At 73.0% G+C, this 13,387-nt stretch carries 12 protein-coding genes; 10 read left to right on the top strand and 2 right to left on the bottom strand.

What is annotated here, in order from left to right:
- Nucleotides 1-297 precede the first annotated feature (297 nt).
- The gene (locus tag CQZ88_RS12485) at nt 298-1,938 is read right to left on the bottom strand and encodes an acyl-CoA carboxylase subunit beta (RefSeq protein ID WP_006939566.1); all 1,641 of its coding nucleotides are present in this window, start codon (nt 1,936-1,938) and stop codon (nt 298-300) included.
- 117 nt (nt 1,939-2,055) lie between these two features.
- Between CQZ88_RS12485 and CQZ88_RS12480 the strand changes: the two genes are divergently transcribed.
- From CQZ88_RS12480 to CQZ88_RS12465, 4 genes are read left to right on the top strand one after another with little or no spacing between them, the layout of a single operon-like run.
- Complete coding sequence (locus CQZ88_RS12480; protein WP_050035471.1) at nt 2,056-2,922, top strand: biotin--[acetyl-CoA-carboxylase] ligase; 867 nt, start codon at nt 2,056-2,058, stop codon at nt 2,920-2,922.
- Between the two features lie 45 nt (nt 2,923-2,967).
- Nucleotides 2,968-3,513, top strand: a complete 546-nt coding sequence (locus CQZ88_RS12475) for a PH domain-containing protein (RefSeq protein WP_006939564.1) — start codon at nt 2,968-2,970, stop codon at nt 3,511-3,513.
- A 38-nt stretch (nt 3,514-3,551) separates the two neighbouring features.
- Complete coding sequence (locus CQZ88_RS12470) at nt 3,552-4,235, top strand: response regulator transcription factor (RefSeq protein WP_102799818.1); 684 nt, start codon at nt 3,552-3,554, stop codon at nt 4,233-4,235.
- A 10-nt stretch (nt 4,236-4,245) separates the two neighbouring features.
- The gene (locus tag CQZ88_RS12465) at nt 4,246-5,550 is read left to right on the top strand and encodes a HAMP domain-containing sensor histidine kinase (protein ID WP_006939562.1); all 1,305 of its coding nucleotides are present in this window, start codon (nt 4,246-4,248) and stop codon (nt 5,548-5,550) included.
- 53 nt (nt 5,551-5,603) lie between these two features.
- Here the strand turns inward: CQZ88_RS12465 and CQZ88_RS12460 are convergent, their stop codons facing one another.
- Nucleotides 5,604-6,152 (bottom strand): GtrA family protein, encoded by a 549-nt coding sequence (locus CQZ88_RS12460; RefSeq protein WP_044476112.1) that lies wholly within the window; start codon nt 6,150-6,152, stop codon nt 5,604-5,606.
- A 228-nt stretch (nt 6,153-6,380) separates the two neighbouring features.
- Between CQZ88_RS12460 and CQZ88_RS12455 the strand changes: the two genes are divergently transcribed.
- The 6 genes from CQZ88_RS12455 to CQZ88_RS12430 all read left to right on the top strand — a co-directional run bounded on the left by CQZ88_RS12455 (nt 6,381) and on the right by CQZ88_RS12430 (nt 13,382).
- Complete coding sequence (locus CQZ88_RS12455) at nt 6,381-7,583, top strand: 5-(carboxyamino)imidazole ribonucleotide synthase (RefSeq protein ID WP_202917709.1); 1,203 nt, start codon at nt 6,381-6,383, stop codon at nt 7,581-7,583.
- Nucleotides 7,576-8,079, top strand: coding sequence for a 5-(carboxyamino)imidazole ribonucleotide mutase (gene purE, locus CQZ88_RS12450; protein WP_006939559.1), 504 nt, complete (start codon nt 7,576-7,578; stop codon nt 8,077-8,079). The genes CQZ88_RS12455 and purE overlap by 8 nt, the downstream gene beginning before the upstream one ends.
- 10 nt (nt 8,080-8,089) lie before the next feature.
- Entirely contained in the window at nt 8,090-9,271 is a 1,182-nt protein-coding gene (locus tag CQZ88_RS12445) for a sensor histidine kinase (RefSeq protein WP_065922395.1), read from the top strand.
- Nucleotides 9,272-9,284: 13 nt separating this feature from the next.
- On the top strand, nt 9,285-10,007 hold the full coding sequence (locus CQZ88_RS12440; protein ID WP_029544636.1) for a response regulator transcription factor: 723 nt from the start codon (nt 9,285-9,287) through the stop codon (nt 10,005-10,007).
- 142 nt (nt 10,008-10,149) lie between these two features.
- Nucleotides 10,150-10,914, top strand: a complete 765-nt coding sequence (locus CQZ88_RS12435; protein WP_006939554.1) for an ABC transporter ATP-binding protein — start codon at nt 10,150-10,152, stop codon at nt 10,912-10,914.
- A complete protein-coding gene (locus CQZ88_RS12430) occupies nt 10,914-13,382 on the top strand; it encodes an FtsX-like permease family protein (protein WP_102799817.1) in 2,469 nt (822 codons plus the stop codon). Before CQZ88_RS12435 ends, CQZ88_RS12430 begins: the two co-directional genes overlap by 1 nt.
- Nucleotides 13,383-13,387 lie beyond the last annotated feature (5 nt).

Below are 13,387 nucleotides of genomic sequence, written 5' to 3'. Positions count from 1 at the left end.
GCCGGCCCTTGACGATCCGGATCGCCGCGGCCGCCTCGGGAGCGGCGGTCTCGGCCGCCGGCGCCGCCGCCGGGGCCTCCTCGGCCGCCGCGACCTCGGTCACCTCGGTGTCGATGATGGTCTTCTCCTCAGCTACCGCAGTCACAACACACCTCCCGGGAGGCTACCGGAGCCGGTGGGCAGGACGCGGGAGCGGGATCGCTGCGCGTTCGAAGTCATGTCGTCCCTCTCGTGGGGTCGTGGCCCGGCCGGCTCGGAAGGACCGAGCCGGCCGGGATGGTCTCGGCCGTGCGGCCGTCAGAGGGGGATGTTCCCGTGCTTCTTCGGCGGAAGCGTGACCATCTTGCGCTCGAGCAGCCGCAGGGCCGCCACGATCTGCCCGCGGGTGTGCGACGGCGGGATGACTGCGTCGACGTAGCCCCGCTCGGCGGCGACGTACGGGTTCACCAGGGTGTCCTCGTACTCGTTCTGCAGCTCGAGGCGCAGCGCGTCGACGTCCTCGCCGTTCTTGGCCGCCTCGAGCAGGCGCTTGCGGTAGACGAAGCCGACGGCACCGGAGGCGCCCATGACGGCGATCTGCGCGGTCGGCCAGGCCAGGTTGACGTCCGCGCCCATGTGCTTCGAGCCCATCACGTCGTACGCGCCGCCGTAGGCCTTGCGGGTGATGACGGTGATCTTGCCGACAGTGGCCTCGCCGTACGCGTACAGCAGCTTGGCGCCGCGGCGGATGATGCCGTTGTACTCCTGCTCGGTGCCCGGCAGGAAGCCCGGCACGTCGACGAGCGTGACGATCGGGACGTTGAACGCGTCACAGGTGCGCACGAAGCGCGCGGCCTTCTCCGACGCGTCGATGTCCAGGCAGCCGGCGAACTGGGTCGGCTGGTTGGCGACGATGCCGACGGACCGGCCGTCGACGCGGCCGAAGCCGACGATGATGTTCTGGGCGCGCTCGGCCTGGACCTCGAGGAACTCGTCGTCGTCGAGCAGGCGACGGATCACCTCGTGCATGTCGTACGGCTGGTTCGCCGAGTCGGGAATCAGCGTGTCGAGCTCGATGTCCTCCTCGGTCAGCGACTCCTCGATCGACCCGAGGATCGGGTCGGTCGGCTCGGTGCGCGGCGCGGCGGCCTGGTTGTTGCTCGGCAGGTAGGACAGCAGGTCCTTGACGTAGTCCAGGGCGTCCTGCTCGCCGTCGGCGACGTAGTGCGCGACACCGGACTTGACCATGTGGGTGTGCGCGCCGCCGAGATCCTCCATGGTGACGTCCTCACCGGTGACGGTCTTGATGACGTCGGGACCGGTGACGAACATCTGGCTGGTCTGGTCGACCATCACCACGAAGTCGGTCAGGGCGGGGGAGTAGACGTGTCCACCGGCGGCCGGGCCCATGATCAGCGAGATCTGCGGGATCACCCCGGAGGCCTGCACGTTGCGGTGGAAGATCTCGCCGTAGAGGCCGAGCGAGACGACACCCTCCTGGATGCGCGCGCCCGCCCCCTCGTTGATGCCGATCAGCGGGCGGCCGGTCTTGAGCGCCAGGTCCATGACCTTGACGATCTTCTCGCCGTAGACCTCGCCGAGGCTGCCGCCGAAGACGGTCGCGTCCTGCGAGAACACGCACACGTCGCGGCCGTCGATGGTGCCGTAGCCGGTCACGACGCCGTCGCCGACCGGGCGGTTCTCGGCCAGGCCGAAGTTGGTGCTGCGGTGCCGGGCGAGCTGGTCGAGCTCGACGAACGAGCCCTCGTCGAGCAGCGCTTCGATGCGCTCGCGGGCGGTCAGCTTGCCCTTCGCGTGCACCTTCTCGACGGCGGCCTCACCGCTCGGGGCCTGAGCCTGAGCCTGGCGATTGCGCAGGTCCGCCAGCTTGCCGGCAGTCGTGTGGATATCGGGCGTACTCGCCGCCTCGGGCGCGGACGGCTCCTGGACAGTGGTCATGGCCCATGAGCTTAGCGAGCGTCAGTCAGCGATCGCGCACCGAGGCCCCGCTTGTGTTGAATCATTGAACTGAAGCTACCGGCGAGTACGTTTCGCTGCCCATCCTAGGCTGTGCGGATGCCCACCGAACCCGAACCGCAGCGCCCGCCCGTCGACCCCGCGCCCGTGCGGCGCGAGCTGGATGCCGCCCGGCTGCGCGCCGCGCTCGTGCGTGGCGCCGACCCCGACGCGTTCTACCGGCGCCTCGACGTCGTCACCGAGACCGCCTCGACCAACGCCGACCTGCTCGCGGCCGCCCGCGAACCCGGAGCCGACCGCCGCGTCCTGCTCGCCGAGTTCCAGCACGGCGGCCGGGGCCGGCACTCGCGTGGATGGACCGGTGTTCCCCGCGCCCAGGTGATTGTCTCGGTGCTGCTGCGCATGCCCGGCATCGACCTCGCCGACCTGGGCTGGCTGCCGCTGCTGGCCGGCATCGCCACCGTCGACGCGATCCGCTCGGTCACCGGAGTGGACGCCGAACTGAAGTGGCCCAACGACGTGCTCGTCGAGGGCCGCAAGGTGGCCGGCATCCTCGCCGAGGTCGCCGGCACCCACCCCGAGCCCGTCGTGGTGGTGGGCATCGGCCTCAACGTCTCGCTCACCGAGGACGAGCTGCCGGTTCCCACCGCGACGTCGCTCGCGCTCGCCGGGGCGACCGAACTCGATCGCACCGCACTCGCCGAGGCCCTGCTGCGCGAACTCGGCCGCCGGTGGGAGCAGTGGTACGTCGCGGGCTGGGACGTCGCCGGGCTGGCCGCTGCCTACCGCGACCGGTGCGGCACGCTCGGCCGCCGGGTGCGGGCGGTCCTGCCGGGCGACACGGAACTGCACGGCGTCGCGGTCGACATCGACGAGCAGGGCCGCATCGTCATCACCCCGGACGACGGTGGCGAGCCGATCGCGGTGTCGGCCGGGGACATCACCCACCTGCGCCCGGTGCCCTGACCCGGCACGGGCGCCCGGCGCCGCGGCTGTGCCATCGTGTCCGGCATGGGATACCCGGAGGACGCCCTCGCCCCCGAGGAACGGCTGCTGCTGCACCGGCACCCGCACTGGAAGATGCTCATCGTGCCGGCGGCGATCTTCCTGGTCGCCACCGCGCTCGCGGGATTCCTGCTCGGCCTGAGCCAGGCCCGGCTCGACGGCTCCACCGCGAGCACGCTGACGATCGTGCTCGCGGTGCTGTGGGCGGCGATCGTCGCGTGGCAGTGCCTGGCGCCGCTCGTGAGCTGGCTGTCGACCCACTTCATCGTGACCGACCGGCGGGTGCTCGTCCGGCAAGGCGTGCTCACCCACTCCGGCATCGACATCCCGATGGGCCGCATCAGCAACGTGCAGTTCCGGCACGGCCTGCTGGACCGGATCCTGCGCACCGGCACCCTCGTCATCGTCTCCGCGGCCGACGATCCGCTCGAGTTCGACGACATCCCCGACGTGCAGCGCGTGCATGCCCTGCTGTACCAGCAGGCGTTCCACGCCGACCCGGCGCGGGACCGGGAACCCCGACCCGACGGGCCGAGTCGCAAAGCCTGGTAACGCGCCGGACGGCCGGTGCCGATCCGTACGCTGGATCCGTGACCGCAGTCCTGCTCGCCGAAGACGACGAAGCCATCGCCGCGCCCCTGTCCCGGGCGCTGGGCCGGGAGGGATACGACGTCACCGTCGAACAGACCGGTCCCGCCGCGCTCGAACGGGCCCTGTCCGGTGATTACGAATTGCTCATCCTCGACCTCGGGCTGCCCGGCATCGACGGCCTCGAGGTGTGCCGGCAGATCCGGGCCCACCGCTCCGACCTCGCCGTCCTGATGCTCACCGCCCGTACCGACGAGGTCGACTTCGTCGTCGGCCTCGATGCCGGCGCCGACGACTACGTCGGCAAGCCCTTCCGGCTCGCCGAACTCATGGCCCGGGGCCGGGCGCTGCTGCGCCGCCGTGGCGGCGGCGAGCCCGAGGACATCGTCGAGGTCGCGGGGATCCGGCTCGAGCGGGCGGCCCGGCGCGTGCTCGTCGACGGCTCCGAGGTCACCCTCGCCAACAAGGAGTACGAACTGTTGCGGGTGCTGCTCGAGCACGCCGGCCAGGTGGTCTCGCGGGACGTGATCCTGCAGGAGGTGTGGGGCGACGCCGACCTGCGCGGGTCCAAGACTCTCGACATGCACATGTCCTGGCTGCGCCGCAAGATCGGTGACGAGGGCCCGGCCGGGGAGCGGCGCATCGCCACCGTCCGCGGCGTCGGCTTCCGCCTGAACACCGACTGACGGGACCGGAGTGCGCCGCCGAATCCTGTTCGCGGTCCTCGCGGGCTCGCTGCTCGTGGCCCTGCTGCTCGGAGTCCCGCTCGCCTACACCGCCTGGCTGTTCGTCGAGGACACCGCTCGCAGGGACCTGCAGGACCGGCTCGACCGCATGTCCGCGGAGATCATCGCCCAGGAGGGCGCCGACGGCCTGGTCGTCGGCGGCCTCGACACCAGTTCGCTGCGGCTCGTCGTTCCCGACGGCGGCCGCCTCCTCGTCGTCTACCCGACCCCCGAGGACGCCGCGGCCCGCCTCGACATCGGCGCCGCCGCAGTCCCGAACCCCCTGGTCGAGTCCCTGTCGATGGGAACGTCGGGATCCCTGCGGCTCGAGGCGCCGTCCGAGGACATGCGCCTGCTGCAGCGGCAGGTCCTGGTCGGGGTGACGCTGCTGGTGCTGTTGTCCATGGCCGTCGGCGCCGTCGTCGCCGTCGTCACCGCGCGGCGGCTGGCCGACCCTCTGCGCGACGTCGCGGCGCGGGCCCGCCGGCTGGCCGAGGGCGACTTCCGGCCCGATCCACGCCGGCACGGCATCCCGGAACTCGACCGCGTCTCGGACGTCCTCGACGCCGCGACCGTGGAGATCGCCGGGCGCCTGCAGCGGGAGCACGCCCTCGTCGGCGACGTCTCGCACCAGCTGCGGTCCCGGCTGACCGCGGTGCGGCTGCGCCTCGACGAGCTGTCCACCCACGCCGACCCGGCCGTCGTCGAGGAGGCGGAGGAGGCGATGCGCCAGGTGGACCGGCTCACCACCGCCATCGACGAGCTGGTCCGCGCGTCCCGTAACAGCGGCTCCGAGCTGCGCACCGAGGTGTCCGTCGTGGGGGAGCTGGCGGGGGTGATCGCGGACTGGCGGGGGCCCTACAAGGAGGCGGGCCGGGAACTGCTGCTGAGCGGGGATCCGTCGCTGCGCAGCCGCGTGACCGGATCCCGGCTGCGCGAGGCCGTCGCGGTGCTGGTCGACAATGCCCTCATGCACGGCGGTGGAACGTGCACGGTGTCCGTGCGGCGGGTATCGACCCACGGCGGCGGATCGACCGTGTGCGTGGAGGTGACCGACGAGGGTGACGGTGTCAGCGACGAGCTGGCCCCGCACATCTTCGACCGCGGCTTCTCGGGTACCGGCTCGACCGGGGTGGGACTCGCGCTCGCCCGTGCCCTGACCGAGGCCGACGGCGGGCGCCTGGAACTGCAACGCCGGCGGCCCGCCCTGTTCGCCCTGTTCCTCGGCTCGACCCGCGACGAGTCCGCCCCCGCGGGGATCCGGGAACCACGCTGACCCGCGGCGGCGGGGGACCGGATTCGGCTGACCCGCGGCGGCGGGGACCGGACTCAGGAGTGTCCCAGGCCTTCCTCGGCGAGTTCCTCGTGCTCGGGAACGTCGTCTCCGCCGGGGTTCATCTCCTCCGGGAACACGAAACGGCGGAAGCACCAGAACCGGAAGATCATCTGCAGCAGATTGCCGATGAGATAGGCGCTGACGAAGTCGGCGATGTTCTCCATGGTGAGGCTGACGTTCGGCACCCGCAGGTCGAACACGTAGCTCGAGATCCACAACGGGATGAAGCTGAGGACCACGCCGATGCCGCTGACGGCGAAGAACAGCAGCGCCTCGTGGTGCCGCTCCCGGCCGCCCCGGTTCTTGAACGACCACTCCCGGTTGAGGACGTACGAGCAGATCACGGCGATCACCCCGGCGATGACCTTGGCGGTCACCGGCTTCTCCTCGAGCACCGTGAGCTTGAGGGTGTAGAAGATGACCGAGTCGACGACGAAGGTGGTGCCGCCGACGATCGCGAACTTGATCAACTCGTGGTGCCGCAGCAACAGGCCCCGCAGAGGCTCGGGGACTCGGTTCACGGCAGCATCGACGAAAGACACCCGGACGAGTCTACGAAACCGGGATCCGAACACACGAACCCGCGGGCGGTTTATCAGCTTTACCACAGGAACGACGGGGTGTCGCGCGGGAGCGCGGCGCCGCGCCCGCCGCCCGCTGTGACACCATGGTGAGCCGTGACCGCTACACCCCCGGACTCGGCCGCCGCGACTCCCGCCTCCGCGGCCGGCGACGCCCCTTCGCACCCTCCCCGCACGCTGCCCACCGGTATGCCGGTCGTCGCGATGGTCGGCGGCGGCCAGCTCGCCCGGATGACCCACCAGGCCGCGATCGCGCTCGGCCAGACCCTGCGGGTGCTGGCCGCGAGCCCGGACGATCCGGCCGCGCGGGTCAGCCCCGACGTGGTGCTCGGCAGCCACACCGATCTCGACGCGTTGCGCAGTGCCGCGACCGGCGTCCACGCCTTGACCTTCGACCACGAGCACGTGCCCACCGAGCATCTCGAGGTGCTCCAGCGTGAGGGCGTCAGCGTGCAGCCGCCGCCGCAGGCCCTGATCTACGCGCAGGACAAGCTCGCGATGCGCCGGCGCCTCGCGGAGCTCGGTGCCCCGGTGCCGCCGTTCACCGAGCTCACCTCGGTCGACGACCTCACCGCGTTCGGCGACGAGCACGGGTGGCCCGTCGTGATCAAGTCGGCGCGCGGCGGCTACGACGGTCGCGGTGTGTGGATCACCGACGACGTGGACGAGGCGCAGCGGATCGTCGCCGAGCAGCTCGCGGCCGGGGTGCCGCTCATCGCCGAGGAGAAGGTCTCGTGGCGGCGGGAGCTGTCCGCGATGGTCGCGCGCTCGCCGTTCGGGCAGGGCGCGAGCTGGCCCGTGGTCGAGACCGTGCAGTTGAACGGGCAGTGCGCCGTCGTCATCGCGCCCGCCCCGAACCTGCGGGCCGACATCGAGGCCGGCGCCGAGCAGCTGGCCCTGCGCATCGCCGCCGAGCTCGGTGTGGTCGGAGTCATGGCGGTCGAACTGTTCGAGACCGAGACCGGCGAGCTGATCGTCAACGAGCTCGCGATGCGGCCGCACAACTCCGGGCACTGGGGCATGGACGGCGCCCGCACCGGGCAGTTCGAGCAGCACCTGCGCGCGGTGCTGGACTACCCGCTCGGCGACACGTCACCGATCGCCCCGGTGACGGTGATGGCGAACGTCCTCGGCGCCCCCGAGGCGCCCGCGATGAGCATGGACGAGCGGCTGCACCACCTGTTCGCCCGGATGCCCGACGTGCGTGTGCACCTCTACGGCAAGGGCGAGCGCAAGGACCGCAAGATCGGGCACGTCAACGTGCTCGGGGACGCGTCCGGGTCGATCGACGACCCGCAGTACGTGGCGGCGGTGCGCGAACGCGCGGAACGCGCGGCGCACTGGCTCTCGCACGGAGTGTGGACCGACGGATGGGATTCTCACGGTGACTGACGGAGCACAGGTCGGCCTGATCATGGGCAGCGACTCGGACTGGCCGACGATGGAGGCCGCCGCCGAGGCGCTCGTCGAGTTCGGCATCCGCTTCGAGGTGGGGGTCGTCTCGGCCCACCGCACCCCGCAGCGCATGCTCGACTACGCCCGCGACGCCGCCGGACGCGGCATCAAGGTGATCATCGCCGGCGCCGGCGGTGCCGCCCACCTTCCGGGCATGGTCGCCTCCGCGACCCCGCTCCCGGTGATCGGCGTGCCCGTCCCCCTGAAGTACCTCGACGGCATGGACTCGCTGCTGTCGATCGTGCAGATGCCTGCCGGGGTGCCTGTCGCGACCGTCTCCATCGGCGGCGCCCGCAACGCCGGCCTGCTCGCCGCCCGTATCCTCGGCGCGGCCGACCCCGCGCTGCGGGGCCGGATGGAGCAGTTCCAGGCGGGCCTCGAGCAGATGGTGCTCGAGAAGGACGACGCGTTGCGGCGGAAGCTGCTGGGCTGACGGCCGCGCCGTGCCCGCCCCCACTCGCCTCGAGCGGTGGTACCGGTGGAGCGGCACCCACACCGGCACCATTGACGCGGTCCTGGCCGCTCTGCTGACCGCCTTCGGGTTGCTCGTCGTCGCCACCTCCGAGCCCGGCTGGTGGGACGCGGTCCTCGTGCTCGTCCTGAGCGTGCCGCTGGCGTGGCGGCGCACCCGGGTGGTGCCGGCCACGGCCGTGGTCGCCGCCGCCGCGTTCGTGCACCTGGCGACCGTGCCGACGGTCAGCCCCGTCGCCCCGGTGGCCGTCCCGGCGGCGGTCTACGCCCTCGCCGCCTACGGCCCGCGGTGGGCGAGCACCCTCGGCCTCGCCGCGGCGGTCGCCGGCGGTGCCCTCGCGGGCATCCGCTACCTCGGGAACATCGAAGACCGCTCCGCCCTCGGCATGGCCGTGTCCGCGGTGTTCGTGGTCGTATTCCTCGCCGGGGCATGGGCGTTCGGGCGTATCCGGAATCTGCGCCTGGAGGAGATGGCGAACCTCAGCGAGCGCAACCGCCTTCTCGAACTCGAACGGGAGAAGGAGACCGAGCTCGCCGCGCTCGGCGAGCGCACCCGCATAGCCCGGGAGATGCACGACATCGTCGCGCATTCGCTGACCGTCGTGATCGCCCAGGCCGACGGTGGCCGGTACGCCGCCCCGCAGCACCCCGAGGAGGCCGTGTCCGCGCTGACGGCCATCGCCGACACCGGCCGGCGCGCGTTGAGCGACATGCGCTCGCTGCTGGCGGTGCTGCGCGAGGACGGACCCCGCGAGTTCCGCGTCGCACCCGGGCCGGACGACCTCGACGAGCTGATCGCCGATCTGCGGGGCGGCGGGCTCGACGTCGAGTTCACGGTCACCGGTCCGCGGCGCGACCTGCCCGCGGGCACGGGCCTGACCGTGTACCGCATCGTGCAGGAGGCGCTGACCAACGTGCTGCGGCACGCCGGCCCCCGCGCCCACGCCCGTGTCCGCCTCGCATGGCTGCCCGAACGCGTGGAGGTGGAGATCGTCGACAACGGTCGCGGCGCGGCGGCCCTCGTCGAGCCCCGCCCGGGCGGGCAGGGACTGATCGGCATGGCGGAACGCGCCCGGCTGCACGGCGGCGCCGTGTCCGCCGGTCCGGCGCCGGGCGGCGGCTACCGTGTCCATGCGCTGCTTCCGTACCACTGAGAGGAGAGAGACCGTGCCGGACTCGGGCCCGGAGCCGAGACCCGTCCGGGTCGGTCTCGTCGACGATCAGCACCTCGTGCGGGCCGGCTTCCGGATGGTGCTCGACTCGCAACCGGACCTGACGGTGGTCGCCGAGGCGGCGGACGGGCACGCCGCCCTCGACGCGCTCGCACGGGCCGAGACGGACGTGGTGCTGATGGACGTGCAGATGCCCGGCCTGGACGGGATCGAGACCACCCGCCGGCTGCTCACCCGCCCGCACGCGCCGAAGGTGGTGATGCTCACCACCTTCGACACCGAGGAGTACGTCGTCTCCGCGCTCGGCGCGGGCGCGAGCGGGTTCCTGCTCAAGGACGCGCCGCCGGAGGATCTGCTCGCCGCGGTCCGCACGGTGCACCGCGGCGACGCGGTGATCGCGCCCCGCGCCACCCGCCGTCTGCTGCGGCACGTCGGTCCGCTGCTCGGGGGCGACGGCGCGCCCGATCGTCGTCCGGCCGTGCGGGTTCCGCCGGAGTTGACCCCGCGTGAGCTCGAGGTGCTCGTCGCGATGGCGCACGGCCTCACCAACGCCGAACTCGCCGAACGCTTCGTGCTGTCGGAAGCCACCGTGAAAACGCATGTGGGGAGGGTTCTTTCGAAGACAGCGTCGCGGGACCGCGTGCAGGCGGTGCTGTTCGCGTTCCGTGCGGGACTGGTCCGGCCGGAGGATCTGCTCGGCGCGGCGGACGGACCGTGAACCTGCGGGCGCACGGCTGCGCGGCTCCGGCCGTCCGCCCGTCGTGGTCGCGGCCGGTCATACCACGGTAGGACCCGCGGCGGCCGGAAGATCCGCCCGCGCTCCGATGTGCCGGTGCGGCGCGGTTCCTAGCGTCGACGGCATGGACGACAACGATGTGGGAACCGCCGCCGTGCGTGCGGAAGAGCTGGTGAAGGTGTACGGCCGGGGCGACGCCGAGGTGCGTGCGCTCGACGGGGTGAGCGTGGCCTTCGAGAAGGGAGCCTTCACGGCGATCATGGGGCCGTCGGGATCCGGGAAGTCCACCCTCATGCACTGTCTCGCCGGGTTGGACACCGCGACCTCGGGGCGGATCTTCCTGGGGGACGACGAGATCAGCGGGGCAGGGGACCGGCGGCTGACCGAACTACGGCGCGACCGCATCGGATTCGTCTTCCAGGCGTTCAACCTGCTGCCCGTGCTCACGGCCGAGGAGAACATGCTGCTGCCGATGCGGCTGGCCGGGCGGCGACCGAGCGACGAATGGCGCGACCACGTCGTCACCCGCCTCGGCCTCGACGGGCGGCTGCGGCACCTGCCGCACGAACTGTCCGGCGGCCAGCAGCAGCGGGTCGCCGTCGCGCGGGCCCTGCTGCCCCAGCCCGATGTGGTCTTCGCCGACGAACCGACCGGGAACCTCGACTCCCGCTCCGGGGCGGAGGTGCTCGGCCTGCTGCGGGCGAGCGTGCGCGAGACCGGTCAGACCGTCGTCATGGTCACCCACGACCCGGTGGCCGCGTCCTACGCCGACCGCGTCGTGCTGCTCGCGGACGGCCGGCCCGCCGGCGAGATCGCCGCGCCCACGCCCGACACCGTCCTCGACACGATGCGCCGCCTCGGCACCGCCGCGCTCCAGGAGGTGCGCTGATGCGACGGCTGGCGCTCGCCCAGGCCCGGGCACACGCCGGCCGGTACCTCTCCTCGGTCCTCGCCGTCCTCGTCGCGGTCGCCTACGTCGTGACGACTCTCGTCCTCGGAGACACGGTGCGCGCCGGGGTGACCGATTCGCTCGCGGCCCAGTACCGCGGCACCGAGGCCGTCGTCACCGCGCCCGAGTCGCCGCCGGCGCCCGTCGAGCGGCCGCAGGAGCTCGCGGCCCGGGTGGCCGCGGTGCCCGGCGTGAGCGCCGTCGCGGTGGACCTGACCGCGCCGGTGCGCTACACCGGTCCCGAGGGTGTGCCCTCGTACGCCGACGTCACCTCCGTCGGGGGCGACGAGGCCCTGCGCTGGCAGCGGCTGGCCGACGGCCGATGGCCCGCCGCCGATTCCGAGATCGCGGTCGGTTCGACCACCGGTGTGCCGCTCGGCACGGTCCTGACCGTGACGGATGCCGAGGGCGGCGAGCCCGCGACCGTGACGGTGGTCGGGCAGGTCGATCTGGCCGGAACCCCGCAGGCCGCGGACGCGGCGGTGTTCGGGACCGGAGCGCAGGTCGACCGATGGGCCGGCGGCGCACCGGGGTGGGAACTGCGCCTGGCGGGGGACGGCACCGTCACCGCCGCCGACCTCGTCGACCGGGTGTCCGAGGCGCTGCCCGGATGGACCGTCCGGACCGGCGCCGAACGGTCCGCCGCAGTGGCCGCGCGCTACTTCGGCGACGCCGACCTGCTGCGCAACGTGCTGCTCGCGTTCGGGGCGATCGCCGTCGTGGTGTCCGCGCTCGTGATCGCCAACACCTTCGCGGTCGTGCTCGCCGCCCGCACCCGGGAACTGGCCCTCATGCGCTGCGTCGGGGTCACCGCCGCACAGGTACGGCGCAGTGTCCTGCTCGAGGCGCTGCTCGTCGGCGCCGTGGCCTCGGTTGCGGGCGTCCTCGCCGGAATCGGGCTCGCCGCGGCGGTGGTCGCGGCGGCCCGGGCGTGGGACGCACCGCTGCCCATCGGGTCGCTCGCGGTCGGGCCCCTCACCGTCGTCGTCGGCCTGCTCGTCGGCATCGTCGTGACGGTCCTGGCCGCCACCGGCCCCGGACGGGCCGCCACCCGCGTCGCGCCGCTGGCCGCGCTCCATCCGATGGAGAGCACGCCGGAGCCGGCACGGTCGTCCTGGTTGCGCCGCATCGTCGCGACGGTCGGCCTCGTCGCCGGGGCCGTGCTGCTGACCGCGGGCGTCCTGGGAGTCAACGTCCTCGTCGCGTGTGCGGGCGGGCTGCTCGCATTCGTCGGATTCCTCGCCGCGACCCGGCGCATCGTCCCGGCGGTCGTGCAGGGTGCGGGGCGTGCCCTGGCGCGGATCGGCGGGCCCGTGGGCGAGCTCGCCGCCGGCAACGCGGGCCGCAATCCGCGCCGCACCGCCGCCACGGCAACCGCGCTGATCCTCGGCGTCACCCTCACCGCGACGATCGTCGTGGGCGTGGCCACGGTGAAGGCGAGCGCGCCCGCGGCCATCGACGGCCAGTTCCCCGTCGACGTGACCGTCACGGCCGCCGGCGACGAGGGCCTTCCGGCGGGCCTCGGCGAACGCCTGCACACGATCGACGGGGTCGCGGAGACCGCGGACCTGCAGGCGGTCACCCTCGCCGTCGGCGGAGTGGACCTGCGCGTGCTCGGCGTGGATCGGGTCGACGTCGGCCGCACCCTGCGCACCGACATCACGCTGCCGGGACCGGGGGAGATCGCCCTGTCGCCCGACGAGCGTGCCGGACGCGGCGTGTCCGCGGGTTCCCGGCTCGACGTCGCCGGAGAGCGGGGGCGTCGGACCCTCACCGTGGTCGACGGCACCGAGGGCGCCCCGGCCCTCGTCGATGACGCCGACCTGCCCGCGCTGACCGGGGCGACGCGCACCGAGGCGGTGTGGCTGCGGCTGGCCGACATCGACGACGACGCGGCGATCGCCGCCGCGCAGCGCGCCGTCACGAGCGCCGCGGCCGAGGCCGCCCCGGGCAGCGAGGTCGGCGGCGCCGTCGCGATGCGCCGCACCATCGAGCAGGTGCTCGACACGATGCTGCTCGTGGTGGGCGGCCTCCTGTCGGTCGCCGTGCTCATCGCCCTGATCGGCGTCGGCAACACCATGGCCCTGTCGGTGCTCGAGCGGCGCCGGGAAACGGGACTGCTGCGGGCCGTCGGGCTCGGCCGCGGCGGCATCCGGTCGCTGCTCGTGCAGGAGGCGCTGCTCGTGGCAGGGGTGGCCTCGGGCCTCGGCGTCGCGCTCGGACTGATCCTCGGTGTCGCCGGGACCGCGTCGGTGTTCGGCGTGGACAAGCTCGTCCTGCCGTCGGTGCCGTGGCTGCAGCTGCTGGGGATCGTCGTCGCCGGCGGCGTGGCCGGTGTGGTCGCGGCGCTGCTTCCGGCGCGGCGCGCGGCGGCGGTGTCGCCGGTGGAGGCACTGTCGGCCGGATAGGCTCG

Origin of the sequence: Rhodococcus sp. ENV425 (assembly GCF_002887785.1) — a bacterium.
Classification (GTDB): domain Bacteria; phylum Actinomycetota; class Actinomycetes; order Mycobacteriales; family Mycobacteriaceae; genus Rhodococcus; species Rhodococcus aetherivorans.
This window is presented reverse-complemented; position numbering and strand designations above follow the sequence as displayed.